This window comes from Mesorhizobium sp. M8A.F.Ca.ET.161.01.1.1 (assembly GCF_004792105.1).
Classification (GTDB): Bacteria; Pseudomonadota; Alphaproteobacteria; order Rhizobiales; family Rhizobiaceae; genus Mesorhizobium.
Map to the genome: position 1 here is coordinate 274654 of NZ_SRTD01000005.1, position 13674 is coordinate 288327.

At 64.2% G+C, this 13674-nt stretch carries 13 protein-coding genes and 1 tRNA gene; 10 read left to right on the forward strand and 4 right to left on the reverse strand.

What is annotated here, in order from left to right; translation table 11 throughout:
* Window positions 1-167: 167 nt before the first annotated feature.
* The 8 genes from EN804_RS15540 (at window position 168) to EN804_RS15575 (ending at window position 8002) form a co-directional block, all read left to right on the forward strand.
* Window positions 168-950, forward strand: coding sequence for a DeoR/GlpR family DNA-binding transcription regulator (locus EN804_RS15540; protein WP_127279097.1), 783 nt, complete (start codon window positions 168-170; stop codon window positions 948-950).
* A complete protein-coding gene (locus EN804_RS15545; RefSeq protein ID WP_135920136.1) occupies window positions 947-2326 on the forward strand; it encodes a carbohydrate kinase in 1380 nt (459 codons plus the stop codon). Before EN804_RS15540 ends, EN804_RS15545 begins: the two co-directional genes overlap by 4 nt.
* Window positions 2323-3867, forward strand: coding sequence for a sugar ABC transporter ATP-binding protein (locus EN804_RS15550; RefSeq protein WP_135920138.1), 1545 nt, complete (start codon window positions 2323-2325; stop codon window positions 3865-3867). The genes EN804_RS15545 and EN804_RS15550 overlap by 4 nt, the downstream gene beginning before the upstream one ends.
* Complete coding sequence (locus EN804_RS15555) at window positions 3864-4862, forward strand: ribose ABC transporter permease (protein WP_127279100.1); 999 nt, start codon at window positions 3864-3866, stop codon at window positions 4860-4862. The genes EN804_RS15550 and EN804_RS15555 overlap by 4 nt, the downstream gene beginning before the upstream one ends.
* Before the next feature lie 79 nt (window positions 4863-4941).
* Complete coding sequence (locus EN804_RS15560) at window positions 4942-5880, forward strand: ABC transporter substrate-binding protein (protein WP_135914855.1); 939 nt, start codon at window positions 4942-4944, stop codon at window positions 5878-5880.
* A gap of 71 nt (window positions 5881-5951) precedes the next feature.
* Window positions 5952-6845, forward strand: coding sequence for a sugar phosphate isomerase/epimerase (locus EN804_RS15565; protein WP_135920140.1), 894 nt, complete (start codon window positions 5952-5954; stop codon window positions 6843-6845).
* 134 nt (window positions 6846-6979) lie between these two features.
* On the forward strand, window positions 6980-7333 hold the full coding sequence (locus EN804_RS15570) for a cupin domain-containing protein (protein ID WP_127279584.1): 354 nt from the start codon (window positions 6980-6982) through the stop codon (window positions 7331-7333).
* A 198-nt stretch (window positions 7334-7531) separates the two neighbouring features.
* On the forward strand, window positions 7532-8002 hold the full coding sequence (locus EN804_RS15575) for a hypothetical protein (protein WP_245464445.1): 471 nt from the start codon (window positions 7532-7534) through the stop codon (window positions 8000-8002).
* 83 nt (window positions 8003-8085) lie between these two features.
* Here the strand turns inward: EN804_RS15575 and EN804_RS15580 are convergent.
* Window positions 8086-8162: transfer RNA gene (locus EN804_RS15580), tRNA-Arg, on the reverse strand.
* An 80-nt stretch (window positions 8163-8242) separates the two neighbouring features.
* Window positions 8243-9406 carry a M20 aminoacylase family protein gene (locus tag EN804_RS15585; protein WP_127872191.1) on the reverse strand — a complete coding sequence of 388 codons (1164 nt, stop codon included), beginning with the start codon at window positions 9404-9406 and terminating at the stop codon, window positions 8243-8245.
* Window positions 9407-9621: 215 nt separating this feature from the next.
* Here EN804_RS15585 and EN804_RS15590 point away from each other — a divergent pair, with 215 nt between their 5' ends.
* Both EN804_RS15590 and EN804_RS15595 read left to right on the forward strand, forming a co-directional pair.
* Complete coding sequence (locus EN804_RS15590; RefSeq protein WP_135920142.1) at window positions 9622-10788, forward strand: D-alanyl-D-alanine carboxypeptidase family protein; 1167 nt, start codon at window positions 9622-9624, stop codon at window positions 10786-10788.
* A 4-nt stretch (window positions 10789-10792) separates the two neighbouring features.
* Window positions 10793-11917, forward strand: a complete 1125-nt coding sequence (locus EN804_RS15595) for a GTP-binding protein (RefSeq protein ID WP_135920144.1) — start codon at window positions 10793-10795, stop codon at window positions 11915-11917.
* Between the two features lie 8 nt (window positions 11918-11925).
* Here EN804_RS15595 and EN804_RS15600 read toward each other — a convergent pair whose 3' ends face one another.
* Window positions 11926-12159: a sulfurtransferase TusA family protein gene (locus tag EN804_RS15600; RefSeq protein WP_167531493.1), complete on the reverse strand. Its 234-nt coding sequence runs from the start codon at window positions 12157-12159 to the stop codon at window positions 11926-11928.
* A 5-nt stretch (window positions 12160-12164) separates the two neighbouring features.
* Window positions 12165-13493, reverse strand: a complete 1329-nt coding sequence (locus tag EN804_RS15605; RefSeq protein ID WP_135920146.1) for a murein L,D-transpeptidase family protein — start codon at window positions 13491-13493, stop codon at window positions 12165-12167.
* Between the last annotated feature and the right edge of the window lie 181 nt (window positions 13494-13674).

Consider the following 13674-nt stretch of genomic DNA (forward strand, 5'->3'; position numbering starts at 1 on the left):
CAACGTTTGCATGCGATCCCGTCACCGGGTCGCTGCTGGCGCTGATATCGCAGATATGAGCGATCTGCGTCAACAGTGATCTACTATCATCAAAACAAGCTTGCAATCCGGCTAGTGTTGATTAAGTTGCACCAATTGCCGTGGGAGATGGCGTCAGGGAGGAAGGGTTGAGCGACTTCGGCCGCCAGCGTCAGATCGTCGAACTGCTGCGGGACCGCCCGTTCGCCTCCGTGCGCGAGCTGCAGGAGCGGCTCGGGGTCTCGGCGGCGACGGTCCGGCGCGATATCGACCGGATCGACGAGGCCGGTGAAGCCCGCAAGGTCTATGGCGGCATTTCTGCACTCGACGGGGCTTCGCATGCGGGCGTCGCCTATGCCCGGCCCTATGACGAGAACCGTGACCTTGCCGTCGAGGCCAAGCGGCAGATCGCAGCCGCCGCCGCGACCATGGTGCGCGATGGCGATGCGGTCATCGTCCATGGCGGCTCGACCTGTTTCCATCTCGGCGTCAAGCTCGCCGACCGCAACATCCGGCTCTACACCAATTCGATGCCGCTCGCGGCCTATCTCAGCGACCATGGCCATTGCAGCCTGACCGTCGCCGGCGGTGACCTGCACCGCGAGCCCGGCATCATCCATTCACCGACCCAGGCGACGCCCTTCTATGCCTCGAAATTCTTTCTCGGGACGCAAGGCCTCAACCAGGAAGGGCTGCTGGAATCGCATCCGCTGCTGGTGCGCTCCATCGTCGATCTCAGCCTCTGCGCCGATCAGATCGTGGTGCTGGCCGACAGCCGCAAACTGTCGATCCACGCGCGCAATGTCGCGCTGCCGCTGTCGCGCATCGGCACGCTGGTGACCGATGACGGCCTCTCCGATGCCGATGCCCGCATGCTGGAGGACGCCGGCGTCATGGTGCGGATCGCTTCGACCTCGGGAGCCCTCGCGTGAACGTGGCGGTGCTCGACTTCGGCAAGACCAACTCGAAGCTGTTCGTCTTCGGCCAGGACGGGCGCATTCTCGACGAACGGCGGACGCAGCCGAAATGGGTGCAACAAGGCGGCTTCAGCGTACTCGACGAGGCAGCACTCCATGACTGGGCGTTCGGCGCCGTCACCGACGCGGTCGAAAACCATGGTGTGGAAGGGGTGATGGTGTCGGGTCATGGTTGCACCTTCGCCCTTGTCGACGGCAAGGCGCTGACCCATCCGATCCTCGACTACGAGCAGGAGCCGCCGGCCGAAATCGCGGTGCGGATCGACCGCCGCATCCCGGATTTCGCCGAAACCTTTTCTCCCCGCCTGCCGCTCGGCTTCAACTATGGCCGTCATATGCTGTGGCTGCAGCAGGTCGATCCCGACGCGTTTTCGAACGCGACATCAATTCTGGGCTATCCCCAGTACTGGAGCTGGCGCCTCGGCGGCAGGCCAGTCTCGGAAGTCTCCTATCTCGGCTGCCATTCGCATTTATGGGCGCCGCGCGAACGAGATTTCTCCTCGCTGGTCGACGCCGAGGGCTGGCGCGGCCAGATGCCGGCTTTCGAACGTGCCGGCGCCGTCATCGGCGAGCAGCGCTTCGGCAATACCGAGCGATCGATCGCCATCCACAATGGCGTCCACGACTCCAATGCGGCGCTGTACGCCTATCGCCGGCAAGGGCTTGGGCCGCTGACCGTCGTCTCGACCGGCACCTGGGTCGTCGTGCTCAATCCAGACTGTCCGCTCGAGGCGCTCGACCACGAGCGCGACATGCTGGTCAATGTCGACGTCGATGGCGGCCCGGTGCCGACCATACGATTCATGGGCGGGCGCGAGTTCGCCGTCATCAGCGGCGGCTGGCAAGGCGCGATCCCGCTAGGCTCGATACAGCAGGCGCTCGACGCCGGTCTCATGGCACTGCCGAGTTTCGCGCCGGGTGGACCGATATCGGACCGTAGCGGCGAAATCATCGGCGGTACGCCCAGCGCCGTGCAACGCGCGGCGGTGGCGTTGCTCTACGTTGCGCTGATGGTCGACCTTTGCCTCGATCTCATCCATTCCGATAACACGGTGATCGTCGATGGCGGGCTGAACACTGGCGGCCTGCTTGCCGGACTGCTGGCGCAGCTGCGCCCCGGCCAGACCTTCCTGCAAGGCGCCTCGTTGGAAGGCAGCGCCACCGGTGCCGCGGCGCTCGCCTTCGAGAGCGTGGGATGCGACTTCGCCGCCGAGCCGCCGGAGCCGGTGCGGGCGACGCAATTCGGCGGTCTTGCCGGCTATCGCGAGGCCTGGCGCGACCGCGTTGCCGGGCACGGTGCCGCCGCCAAGGCAGCGGGTGGTGCGCGATGAGCGCGGCAGTCCAAATGCAGACGACACGCCAGCCGGTGCTGGAGATGCGCCACATCTCGAAGACCTTCGGCGCGATCCGCGCCCTGCAGGACGTCTCGCTCAGCGTCCACGCCGGCGAATTGCACGCGCTGATGGGCGAGAACGGCGCCGGCAAGTCGACGCTGATGAAGGTGCTGTCGGGCGCCTATCGGCCGGACCCCGGCGGCGAGATCCTGATCGATGGCGCGCCCGCCGCGACCGGCGATCCGATCAAGGCACGCGCGGCCGGTATCGCGGTGATCTACCAGGAGCTGTCGCTGGCGCCGAACCTGACGGTGGCGCAGAACATCTTCCTCGGCAACGAGCCGCGGCGCTTCGGCGTCGTCGACCGGGACCAGTGCAACCGACGCGCTGCCGAGATCGTCGACCGGCTCGGCGTCGCCTTCTCGGCGCGTGCCCTGGTTTCCAGCCTGTCGCTCGGCGAGCGCCAGCTGGTCGAGATCGCCCGGGCGCTGTCGACCAATGCGCGCATCATCGTCATGGACGAGCCGACCACGTCGCTGACCTCGCGCGAGACCGACCGGCTGTTCGAGGTGATCGCGACGCTGAAGGCGCAAGGCATCGCCATCATCTACATCAGCCATCGCATGGAAGAGGTCTACCAACTCGCCGACCGCGTCAGCGTGCTGCGCGACAGCGGCTATGTCGGTACGCTGGAGCGTGCCGACCTCAACGCCTCGCGGCTGGTGTCGATGATGGTCGGCCGCGATCTCTCCGCCTTCTACAAGAAGGATCATCGCCCGCCGGACGAGAAACGCGCCGTGGCGCTCTCGGTGCGCGGCATGTCCGACGCGCACTTGCTGAAGAACTGTTCGTTCGACCTCCACCACGGCGAGGTGCTGGCACTGGCCGGCCTCGTCGGCTCGGGCCGCACCGAGCTTGCCAGGCTGATCTTCGGCGCTGACAAGCGCAGCGCCGGCACGATGGAACTCGACGGCAAGGCCGTGACCATCGGTTCGCCGCGCGAGGCGCTCGACGCCGGCATCGCCTACCTCACCGAGGATCGCAAGGAACTCGGCCTGTTCCTCGACATGTCGATTTCCGACAACATCAGCATGGGCGTGCTGGCCAGGGACGCGCGAGCCGGCGGATTTCGCGATTTCACCGCCGCCGACAGGAGAGCGGCGAAGGCCATTGCGGACCTCTCCATCCGCACCGGCTCGGCACAGGCCAATGCCGGCTCGCTGTCGGGCGGCAACCAGCAGAAGGTGCTGCTCGCGCGCCTGCTGGAGACCGAGCCGAAGGTGGTCATCCTCGACGAGCCGACCCGCGGCGTCGATGTCGGCGCAAAATCGGAAATCTACCGGCTGATCGACAACCTCGCCAACAAGGGCATCGCCATCCTGATGATCTCCAGCGAATTGCCCGAGGTGATCGGCGTCGCCGACCGCGTGCTGGTGATGCGCGATGGCGCGATCGCTGGCGAGGTGACGGCATCCGAAGGCGAGCCGCTTCGCCAGGAAGCGATCATGGAACTTGCGACGGGAGCGTCTCAGCGATGACAGACAGGACGACCGGGACGAAAAGTGTGGATCAGGCGGCGGTCAGGAGCCGGCGGCTGCGCACCGCGCTTGCGGCCCTTGGCATGCTGCCGGTGCTGGTGCTGCTGGCCGCCGGCTTCCAGTTCATCAATCCGCGCTTTCTCACCGGCACCAACCTGCTGATCGTCACGCAGCAATCGTCGATCAACATCGTGCTTGCCGCCGGCATGACCTTCGTCATCCTGACCGGCGGCATCGACCTGTCGGTCGGCTCCATCCTTGCCGCCTCGGCGATGGTGGCGGTGCTGGTGTCGCTGGTGCCGGACTGGGGCCTGCTCGGCGTGCCGGCGGCCATCCTGGTCGGCCTTGGCTTCGGGCTCATCAACGGGTTGCTGGTCGCCTATATCAGGCTGCCGCCGTTCATCGTGACGCTCGGTTCGCTGACCGCCGTGCGCGGCGTTGCCCGCCTGCTCGGGCAGGACACGACGGTGTTCAACTCCGACCTGCCGTTCGACTTCATCGGCAACGGTTCGGTGCTCGGTATCCCCTGGCTGGTCATCATCGCGCTGTCGGTGGTGGTGCTGTCCTGGCTGGTGCTCAAACGCACCGTGCTCGGCACCTGGATCTACGCCGTCGGCGGCAACGCCGAGGCTGCGCGGCTGACCGGCATCAAGGTGCCGCTGGTGCTGCTCTTCGTCTATGGCGTTTCCGGTCTGCTCGCCGGCCTTGGCGGCGCCATGTCGGCGGCCCGGCTCTACGCCGCCAACGGCCTGCAACTCGGACAAAGCTATGAACTCGACGCCATCGCCGCCGTCATCCTCGGCGGCACCAGTTTCGTCGGCGGCGTCGGCTCGATCTGGGGCACGCTGATCGGCGGGCTGATCATCGCGGTGCTCTCCAACGGGCTCATCTTGGCCGGTGTCTCGGACATCTGGCAGTACATCATCAAGGGATTGGTCATCATCGTGGCGGTCGCCCTCGACCGCTACCGGCTCCAGGCAGGGGCAAGAACGTGAGTGACCTGGTCGCCGGCATCAACGACCGGCTCGTGCAACGCACCGTGAGAGGCGCGGTGCATCGGAGGAAGTAAGCGTAATGAAGATCATCACCAGACTGCTCTGCGGCGCCGCTTTCGCGGCCGTCGCCATCGCGCCGGCATCGGCCAAGGACCTCAACAAGGTCGGCATCTCGGTCGGCCTGCTCGGCAACCCGTTCTTCGTCGCCACCATCAAGGGCATCGAGGATGCGGCCAAGAAGATCAATCCGAAGGTCGAGGTGACATCGGTATCGGCCGACTACGACCTCAACAAGCAGGTCTCGCAGGTCGATTCCTTTATCGCCGCCGGCGTCGACGTGATCATGCTCAACGCGGTCGATGCCAAGGCGATCGCACCGGCTGTGAAGAAGGCGCAGGCCGCCGGCATCGTCGTCGCCGCCTTCGACGTTTCGGCGCCGGGCGCCGATGTCACCGTGATGACCAACAACGTCAAGGCCGGCGAGGAAGCCTGCCAGTACCTGGTAGACCACACGGGCGGCAAGGGCGACTACGTCATCCTCAATGGACCGGCGTCGTCGTCGATCCTGGAACGTGTGAAGGGCTGCAAGAACGTGCTTGCCCAGCATCCCGACATCAAGATCCTGTCCGACGACCAGAACGCCGAAGGCTCGCGCGATGGCGGCCTGAAAGTGTTCCAGTCGCTGCTCACCCGTTTCGACAAGATCGACGCGGTGTTCGCCATCAACGATCCGACGGCGATCGGCGCCGAGCTCGCCGCCAAGCAGCTCAATCGTTCGGAGTTCATCTTCACCGCGGTCGACGGCGCGCCGGATATCGAGAAGGAACTTTCTTCCGGCAAATCGATGATCAAGGCTTCGGCCTCACAGGATCCCTATGTGATGGCCGGCCAGTCGCTGACCATGGCGGCCGATCTGCTGGCTGGCAAGAAGCCGGCGGAGGCCACCGTGCTGCTCGACCCGAAGCTGATCACGGCCGAGAACCTGAAGGACTACAAGGGCTGGACCGCGGCCCGCTAAGCCTCCCAAGGCTGGTGCGGCCGGCGCGATCCGGCCGCACCCATTCTCCCACCTCAATGCCGGAGACGATCATGTCGCGCATCGGAATCCATTCTTTCGTCTGGTCGGCAAGCTCGGCGCAGCACGAGCTCGAACGCACGCTGGCCAATACCAAGGAGGCCGGTTTCGACCTGATAGAATTCTCCTATCTCGACCCCGCCGATGTCGATATTGGCGGCCTTGCCAAACGCATCGCCGATCTCGGCCTCGGCGTGGCGATCAGCATCGGGTTGCCTGGTGATGGCGACATATCGAGCGCCGACAAGGCGATCGCCGCGCGCGGCGTCGAGATCCTCAACCAGACCGTCGCGTTGACGCGCGACCTTGGCGGCAGCAAGGTCGCCGGCATTCTGTCGACCGCCCATGGCCTGCAGGTCGAGGCGCCGACACGCGATCAATGGAACCGCAGCGCCGCGGCGCTGGCCAAGGTTGCCGAGACGGCGAAGGCGGCCGGCGTCACGCTCAACCTGGAAATCGTCAACCGCTTCGAAAGCAATCTGCTCAACACCGCCGCGCAGGGCCTGGCGTTCATCAAGGACACCGGGTCGGACAACATCTTCCTGCATCTCGACACCTTCCATATGAACATCGAGGAGGCCGATCTCGGGCTCGCCATCCGTCACGCGGCAGCCAAGATCGGCTATGTCCATATCGGCGAAAGCCATCGCGGCTTCCTCGGCACCGGCAATATCGACTTCGCGGCGATTTTCGATGCGCTGACCGCAATCGGCTACGCCGACGATCTCAGCTTCGAATCCTTCTCCTCGGAGATCGTCGACGAGAACCTGTCGAAGAAGACCGCAATCTGGCGCAATCTGTGGACCGACAATATGGCGCTCGCCAAACACGCGCGCGCCTTCATCGGCCTCGGAATGGAGACGGCGCAACGCAAGGCTGAACTCGTCTCCGCGCCACACAAACCGTAGCAACTCAAGGTCGACGCGGACAGCGGAAGGCATGCCCGGATGCGCGGCCGCGCCTGTTTCGCATGGCACGGCATTGCTCCCGTCATGTGCATCGGCTATCCGACCTCGAACATATGAAGCAAACGGAGCCCGGCATGACGAACAAGACCATTCTCAAATTCGGCGCGGTCGAGCACGCGGAAGCCGGCGATCTGCCTGGCTGGATCGCGGTCGAGGGCCAGCCGACCATGCAGACCGCCGTCCAGCACACGACCGCGGATGGCAAGGTGATATCGGGCACATGGCGGGCGTCGCCCGGCACCTATCATGCGACCTACACCGATTATGAGTTCGTGCACATGATCGCCGGCCGTATCATCATCACGCCCGACGGGGGCACGCCGATCGAAGTGGGCCCCGGCGACGCCTTCGTAGTGGAAGCCGATTTCAAGGGCACCTGGAAGATCATCGAGCCGGTGACCAAGCATTTCGTCGTCCGGGTCGGCTGAGCCGGCCTGATCGCATTCGCGTATGAAAAATCCCGCCATGGTTCGCCATGGCGGGATTTTCGTTTGCGGCATTGGTTTCGACGGGTTGTTCCCTCGTTCAATGACCGGATGCATCGTAATGGGCCAGCACGTCTGGCACGGCATTTGCTGCTGTGGCGAGGCGGCCACAAGGCCGTCCCCATCCAACGGTTGGCAACGATGCATTTTCGTCAGTTTCTCATCGGAATGACCGCAACGTCGGCGTCCGTCGCGCTCGCGGCCTATTTCAGGACGGGTTCGCCATGGGTCGCCCTTGCATGGGCCGCCGCCAGCGCAACCCTGCTGCAAGCCGGCTACTTCATGCTGATCGTCAGGGAGATCTGTCGGCCGGCCGTCCCGGAAAGAACAGCGGCAAACCAGGATGCACGCCAGCCCGAGGTTCGGCTGCCGGTGCGCCTGCTTACGCTCGTTGCGATCACCATGCTGGCCAGCGCGGCGATGACGCAGACGACCCTTGCCGATGACGATGACACTTACTTCGACTGCGTCATCGGCAAGGCCGAGGCGATCATGAAACGGCAAACGCACAGGGATGCCGAAGCAGCGCTGGTGAAGGCCTATGCGCTGTGCCAGCCGATGGAACCGTCCCAGGAAGCGTTCTTGTCGCCCGGACCTGCCGCAACTGGTTGAAGTCGTTGACAATCAATGAGGGTTGTTTGCAACACGGTGCGACGTGGTCACCGCGAAAATCAATTCCAACCCTCTGATTTCGTTGGTGATCCCGACAGGAATCGAACCTGTGACCTACAGATTAGGAATCTGCCGCTCTATCCTACTGAGCTACGGGACCACGCGGCCCGACACATAGCCGCTTCGGACCGTTTCGCCAAGAGGCCGGCCGAAGGCAATTCGGCCGGCGCTTTACATGCATCAGGCGGCTAGCGCCGTCTCCGCCAGTTTTACCCAATAGCTCATGCCGTGCGGGATGGCTTCGTCGTTGAAGTCATAGGCCGGGTTGTGGAGACCGGCGGTCTCGCCATTGCCGATGAAGATGAAGGCTCCGGGCCGGGCTTCCAGCATATAGGAGAAGTCCTCGCCGCCCATCACCGGCTGGATCGCGCGGTGCACCTGGGCATCGCCGGCCACGTCGGCGGCCACGTCGCTGGCGAACACCGTCTCATCCGCATGGTTGAACGTCACCGGGTAATTCGCGTCGTAGTCGACCTCGATCGTCGCGCCATAGGCGGTGGCCAGCCCCGCGCAGATCGCGCGGATACGCTCTTCCGATTTCTTGGCCACCTCCTTCTTCAGCGTGCGCACCGTGCCGGCGATCTCGGCCGATTCCGGGATGATGTTGTAGGCGTCGCCCGCGTGGAACTTGGTCACCGACACCACCACGGCCTCGACTGGATCGGTGCTGCGCGAGGCGATCGTCTGCAAGGCGCCGACCAGCTGGCTGGTGATGACGATCGGGTCGATCGTGCCGTGCGGCATCGCCGCATGGCCGCCCCGGCCTTTCACGGTGATGGTGAATTCGGCGGTCGCCGCCATGATCGGGCCTGGACGGATGGCGAACTGGCCGACCGGCAGGCCGGGCATATTGTGCATGCCGAACACTTTGGCGATATCGAAGCGCTCCATCATGCCGTCCTTGACCATCTCGTTGCCGCCGCCACCGCCTTCTTCCGCCGGCTGGAAGATGACCGCCACGGAGCCCGTGAAATTGCGCGTCTCGGCGAGATATTTCGCCGCGCCGAGCAGCATCGCGGTGTGGCCGTCATGGCCGCAGGCATGCATCTTGCCCGGAACGGTCGACGCGTAGGGCTTGCCGGTGATCTCCTTGAGCGGCAGGGCGTCCATGTCGGCGCGCAACCCGATTGTGGGGCCTTCCCCCTGACGGCCGCGGATGATGCCGACGACGCCCGTCTTGCCGAGGCCGGTCACCACATCGTCGCAGCCAAACTCTTTCAGCTTTTCGGTGACGAAGGCCGCCGTCTTGAAGACATCGAAGTTCAGTTCTGGCGTCTGGTGCAGATGCTGTCGCCAGCCAGCGACTTCGTCCTGCATTTCGGCGGCGCGGTTCAGGATTGGCATGATGGTTCCATTTCGTTGTTGGTGCAGCCGGCTTCAGCCCGATGTTTTGGAATTGTGATTGTCAGGCGCTTTGCCATGTTGGCGTCACATAGGGTAAATAGCACCGCAATAATGCGGTCCGGTTTTTGAGGGTCGGATCCTTATGCTGGCGGTCACGTAACGAAATCTTACGGAGCCAGGGGCAATCAGGGCAAGAGGCGATTTCGGATTCGATCATGCGGCACAGGCATTTCCTCAAACTATTCCCGGCTGGCGCAATCATGCTGTCGGTCCTGGCTGGGCCGGCGCTGGCCAATCCGGTGGTGGTCTTCGACCTCAAGAGCGGCCAGATCCTGCAGCATCAGGATGCGTTCAAGCGCTGGTATCCAGCCTCGCTCAGCAAGCTGATGACCGCCTATGTGACCTTCAGGGCGATCGCGGCCGGGGAAGTCCAGCTCGATTCGCCGATCAAGGTGACCAAACATTCCGCCGGCGAACCGCCGAGCAAGATGGGTTTCAAGCCCGGCTCGGTGATGCGGCTCGACAATGCGCTGAAGATGATGCTGGTCAAATCGGCCAATGACATCGCCATGGCGGTCGGCGAGAATGTCGGCGGCTCGCAGGCAGCCTTTGCCGAAAGGATGAACGCCGAGGCGGCCCGGCTCGGCATGAACGGCACCCATTTCGTCAACCCGAACGGGCTTTACTCGCCCGACCAGTATACGACGGCGCGCGATCTCTCGATCCTGGTGATGGCGATCCGCCGCGAGTTTCCGCAATATGCGCCGTGGTTCTCGATCGAGGGGCTCGCGGTCGGCAAGAAGGCCATTTCCAACTACAATCTCCTGATCGGCCGCTATCCCGGCGCCGACGGCATGAAGACCGGCTTTGTCTGCCCGTCCGGCTTCAACATGATCGGTTCGGCGACCCGCAACGGGCGTACGCTGGTGGCGGTGGTGCTTGGCGAGAAGTCGGCGATCAGCCGTGCCGAAACCGCGGCCAAACTGCTCGATCAAGGCTTTGACGCGCCTGCCGCCGGGTCGACCACCGTCACCACGCTCGCTCCCTACGGCGATCTGATCTCGCCCAACGATATGCATGACGAGGTCTGCAAGAAGAAGACGAAGGCGGAGCAGTCCGAGGCGCCGCCAGCCGTCGCCGCTAAGGACGTGCCGAAATCGCCCTATCAGGAGAAGCTCGACCATGTGCCGACACTGGTTGCCGTTGGCCTCGGCGGCGCCACCGGCCCGGCGCCGAAAGCGATGCTCGACCAGGGCGCGCAGGAATATGCCGACGTGCCGATTCCGGCCTGGCGGCCCGACAAGCCGGTACCGGCCGCCACCGGCCCGAAAGTCGTGGGTGCCGCCGCGCAAGGCGACCAGCCGTCCAAAGGCGCGAATTAACCCGATGAGCGGTTTCCCGATCCCTGTCTCGGTGCTGACCGGCTTTCTCGGCGCCGGCAAGACGACATTGCTCAACCGGCTCCTGAAGGATCCGGCGCTGGCCGACACCGCGGTCATCATCAACGAGTATGGCGAGGTGGCGATCGACCACCTGCTGGTCGAGCAGGCCTCCGACGGCATCATCCAGCTTTCCGACGGCTGCCTGTGCTGCACGGTGCGCGGCGAACTTGTCGACACGCTGGCCGACCTAGTCGACCGGCTGCAGACCGGCCGTATCGCCCGGCTTGCCCGCGTCATCGTCGAGACCACGGGACTGGCCGACCCGGCGCCGGTGCTGCAGTCCATCATGGCCCATCCGGCGCTGGTCCAGGCCTTCCGGCTCGACGGCGTCATCACCCTGGTCGATGCGGTCAACGGGGATGCGACACTCGATGCGCATGTCGAGGCGGTCAAGCAGGTTGCGGTGGCCGACCGTATCGTGCTCTCCAAGGCCGATCTGGTCGCTGATCCCAGCGACCTCGAAACGCTGCGGGCACGCTTGCGGCAGATCAATCCCGGAGCTCAACTGCTCGATGTCGGGGAGACGAAGACCGGCGTGGCGGCGCTGTTCGACTGCGGCCTCTACAATCCGGCGACCAAGTCCGCCGACGTGCGGCGCTGGCTCGGCGACGAAGCGGCGCACGATCACGATCATCACCATGGCGAGCATGACCATGCAGACCATGATCGTGGGCACGGTCATGATCACGGCCATCGGCACGACCAGCGCGTACGCTCCTATTCGCTGGTCCATGAGGGGCCGGTGCCGTTCTCGGCCATAGAGATGTTCCTTGATTTGCTGCGCTCGACACATGGCGAGCACCTGCTGCGCATGAAGGGCGTCATCGAACTCAAGGAAGACCCGTCGCGGCCTTTGGTCGTGCATGGCGTGCAGAAGATCCTGCATCCGCCGGTGCGGTTGCCATCCTGGCCGGACAGCCAGCGTGGCACGCGGCTGGTTCTGATCACGCTCGACATGCCGGAAGACTATGTGCGCCGGCTGTTCGCCGCCTTCACCAACCGGCCGTCGGTCGACACGCCCGACCGCGCGGCGCTGGAAAATAACCCGTTGGCGATCGCCGGACTGTAATTTTTCGATTATTGCTCGCCGCGCTCGACCAGAAAGCGATGGCCGCCTGAAACCGACGCTGTTTCAATCAGCTGGTGGCCGGCATCCGAGCAGAAGGCGGGGATGTCTATGACGGCCAGCGGGTCGGTGGTTTCCAGCCAGAGCCGGCTGCCCGGCTGCATGCCGGCCAGCCGCTTCTTCGCCTTCAGCACGGGCAGAGGGCAGTTCAGCCCCTTCAGATCATAGACGGTGTCGCTGGCCACGGCGATCAGCCGCCGAACATGCCGAGCAGCTTGTTCTTCAGCTTCGTCACCCGGCTCTCGTCCGCGCTGGCGGCCTGCGTTTCGGCCGGCTGGGCTTCCGTCGGAGCAGCAATGGTCGCAGTGGCGACGGGAGCTTCCTTGGCGGCCCTGGCCGCTTCCTTTGCAGCCACGGCTTGCGCCTTGGCGGCTTCCTTTTCTGCCAACGCCTGCGCCTTGGCGGCTTCCTTGGCCTGTTTGGCGGCCTCAATGGCTGCCAGCCTCTGCTCCTCGGCCTTCTTCTTGGCCGCTTTTTCCGCGTCGAGCGCCGCCATCTTGCGGCCGGCGGGCGAATCGATGCGGCCCATGCGCGCCGTCTCGGTCACCGAACCGTCGGTGTTGAGCGATGGCGGGTCGATCGGCACGCGTTCGCCGCGCGCCCGGCGCTTCGACCAGTCGGAGACGATGCTGGCTTCCTTGATGCCGGCAATGGTTGGCTTCGGCGGCGGCACGCTAGCCTTGAGCGCGCCGTTGAACGCTGCATCGTAAGTGCTCTGATAGGCGTTGTAGGCGCTCTTCAAGGAATCCGGCTGCGTGGTCGCCGGGCAGGCGCCGGTCGGATCGAAGGTCTGGCCGTCGGCGGCAACCTGGTTGAAGACGTAGCGCTTCTCGCAGACGTCGACCTTCGGCGGCACCTTGGTGACTTCGAAATTGTCGTAGCCGACCTTCAGCATCTTCCAGAACTCATAGTTCGGATCGTTGCGGTAGCGCGCCATGTTGGCCGCGGTCATGCGGAACGGAAAAGCCTGGATCTGGAACTCGGTCTGGCCACCCTGAAAGGCGTCGCGGCCGAAGGCATAGATCTGCTCGATCTGTGCGTCGGTCATCGAATAGCAGCCCGACGACGAGCAGGCGCCATGCACCATCAGGTTCTGGCCGGTGCGGCCATTGGCGCGGTCATAGGCGTTGGGGAAGCCGATGTTGAAGGACAGATGGTAGTTCGAGCGCGGGTTCATCTGCGATGGCCGAACCGTATAGAAACCTTCCGGCGCCTGGCGGTCGCCCTCGGTGTATTTCGGCCCGAGCTTGCCCGACCATTTGCAGATATCGTAGCTCGCCACCATGTCGTAGCGGCCATTGGTCTTGGCCTTCCAGATTTCGAGCTTGCCTTCTTCCTTGAAGATACGGGCCATCACCGAGGAGGTGCGGATCATGCCCTTGGCCTTCATGTCGGCCAGGATCTTGTCGGGCAGCGGCTTGTTGGCTTCCGGGGCAAAATCCTTCATCGACGAATCATTGCAGCCGGCAACGACTATCGAGGCAATGAGGACTCCGGTGCGGGCAAACTTGGCAAACATGGATACGGCTATGTCTTTTTCCTCGGTCCATGGCCTCAAAGCGGCTGGACCCGTATGCTGAACACCGACGGACCGTAAGCCCGTTAACCTTGAAAATTCCTTACCGCAAGCTTCGACAAACCCCTCACGGCAATTTCATTGAACCGAATCCGGCGGCATTTTTGTGGCGAAAGCGCTCATT

Excerpts from the sequence above, each read along its gene's own strand:
- EN804_RS15550 (WP_135920138.1), top strand. The coding sequence starts at position 2,323 with ATGAGCGCGGCAGTCCAAATGCAGACGACACGCCAGCCGGTGCTGGAG.
- EN804_RS15555 (WP_127279100.1), top strand. The coding sequence starts at position 3,864 with ATGACAGACAGGACGACCGGGACGAAAAGTGTGGATCAGGCGGCGGTC.
- EN804_RS15560 (WP_135914855.1), top strand. The coding sequence starts at position 4,942 with ATGAAGATCATCACCAGACTGCTCTGCGGCGCCGCTTTCGCGGCCGTC.
- EN804_RS15565 (WP_135920140.1), top strand. The coding sequence starts at position 5,952 with ATGTCGCGCATCGGAATCCATTCTTTCGTCTGGTCGGCAAGCTCGGCG.
- EN804_RS15570 (WP_127279584.1), top strand. The coding sequence starts at position 6,980 with ATGACGAACAAGACCATTCTCAAATTCGGCGCGGTCGAGCACGCGGAA.
- EN804_RS15575 (WP_245464445.1), top strand. The coding sequence starts at position 7,532 with ATGCATTTTCGTCAGTTTCTCATCGGAATGACCGCAACGTCGGCGTCC.
- EN804_RS15585 (WP_127872191.1), bottom strand. The coding sequence starts at position 9,406 with ATGCCAATCCTGAACCGCGCCGCCGAAATGCAGGACGAAGTCGCTGGC.
- EN804_RS15590 (WP_135920142.1), top strand. The coding sequence starts at position 9,622 with ATGCGGCACAGGCATTTCCTCAAACTATTCCCGGCTGGCGCAATCATG.
- EN804_RS15595 (WP_135920144.1), top strand. The coding sequence starts at position 10,793 with ATGAGCGGTTTCCCGATCCCTGTCTCGGTGCTGACCGGCTTTCTCGGC.
- EN804_RS15605 (WP_135920146.1), bottom strand. The coding sequence starts at position 13,493 with ATGTTTGCCAAGTTTGCCCGCACCGGAGTCCTCATTGCCTCGATAGTC.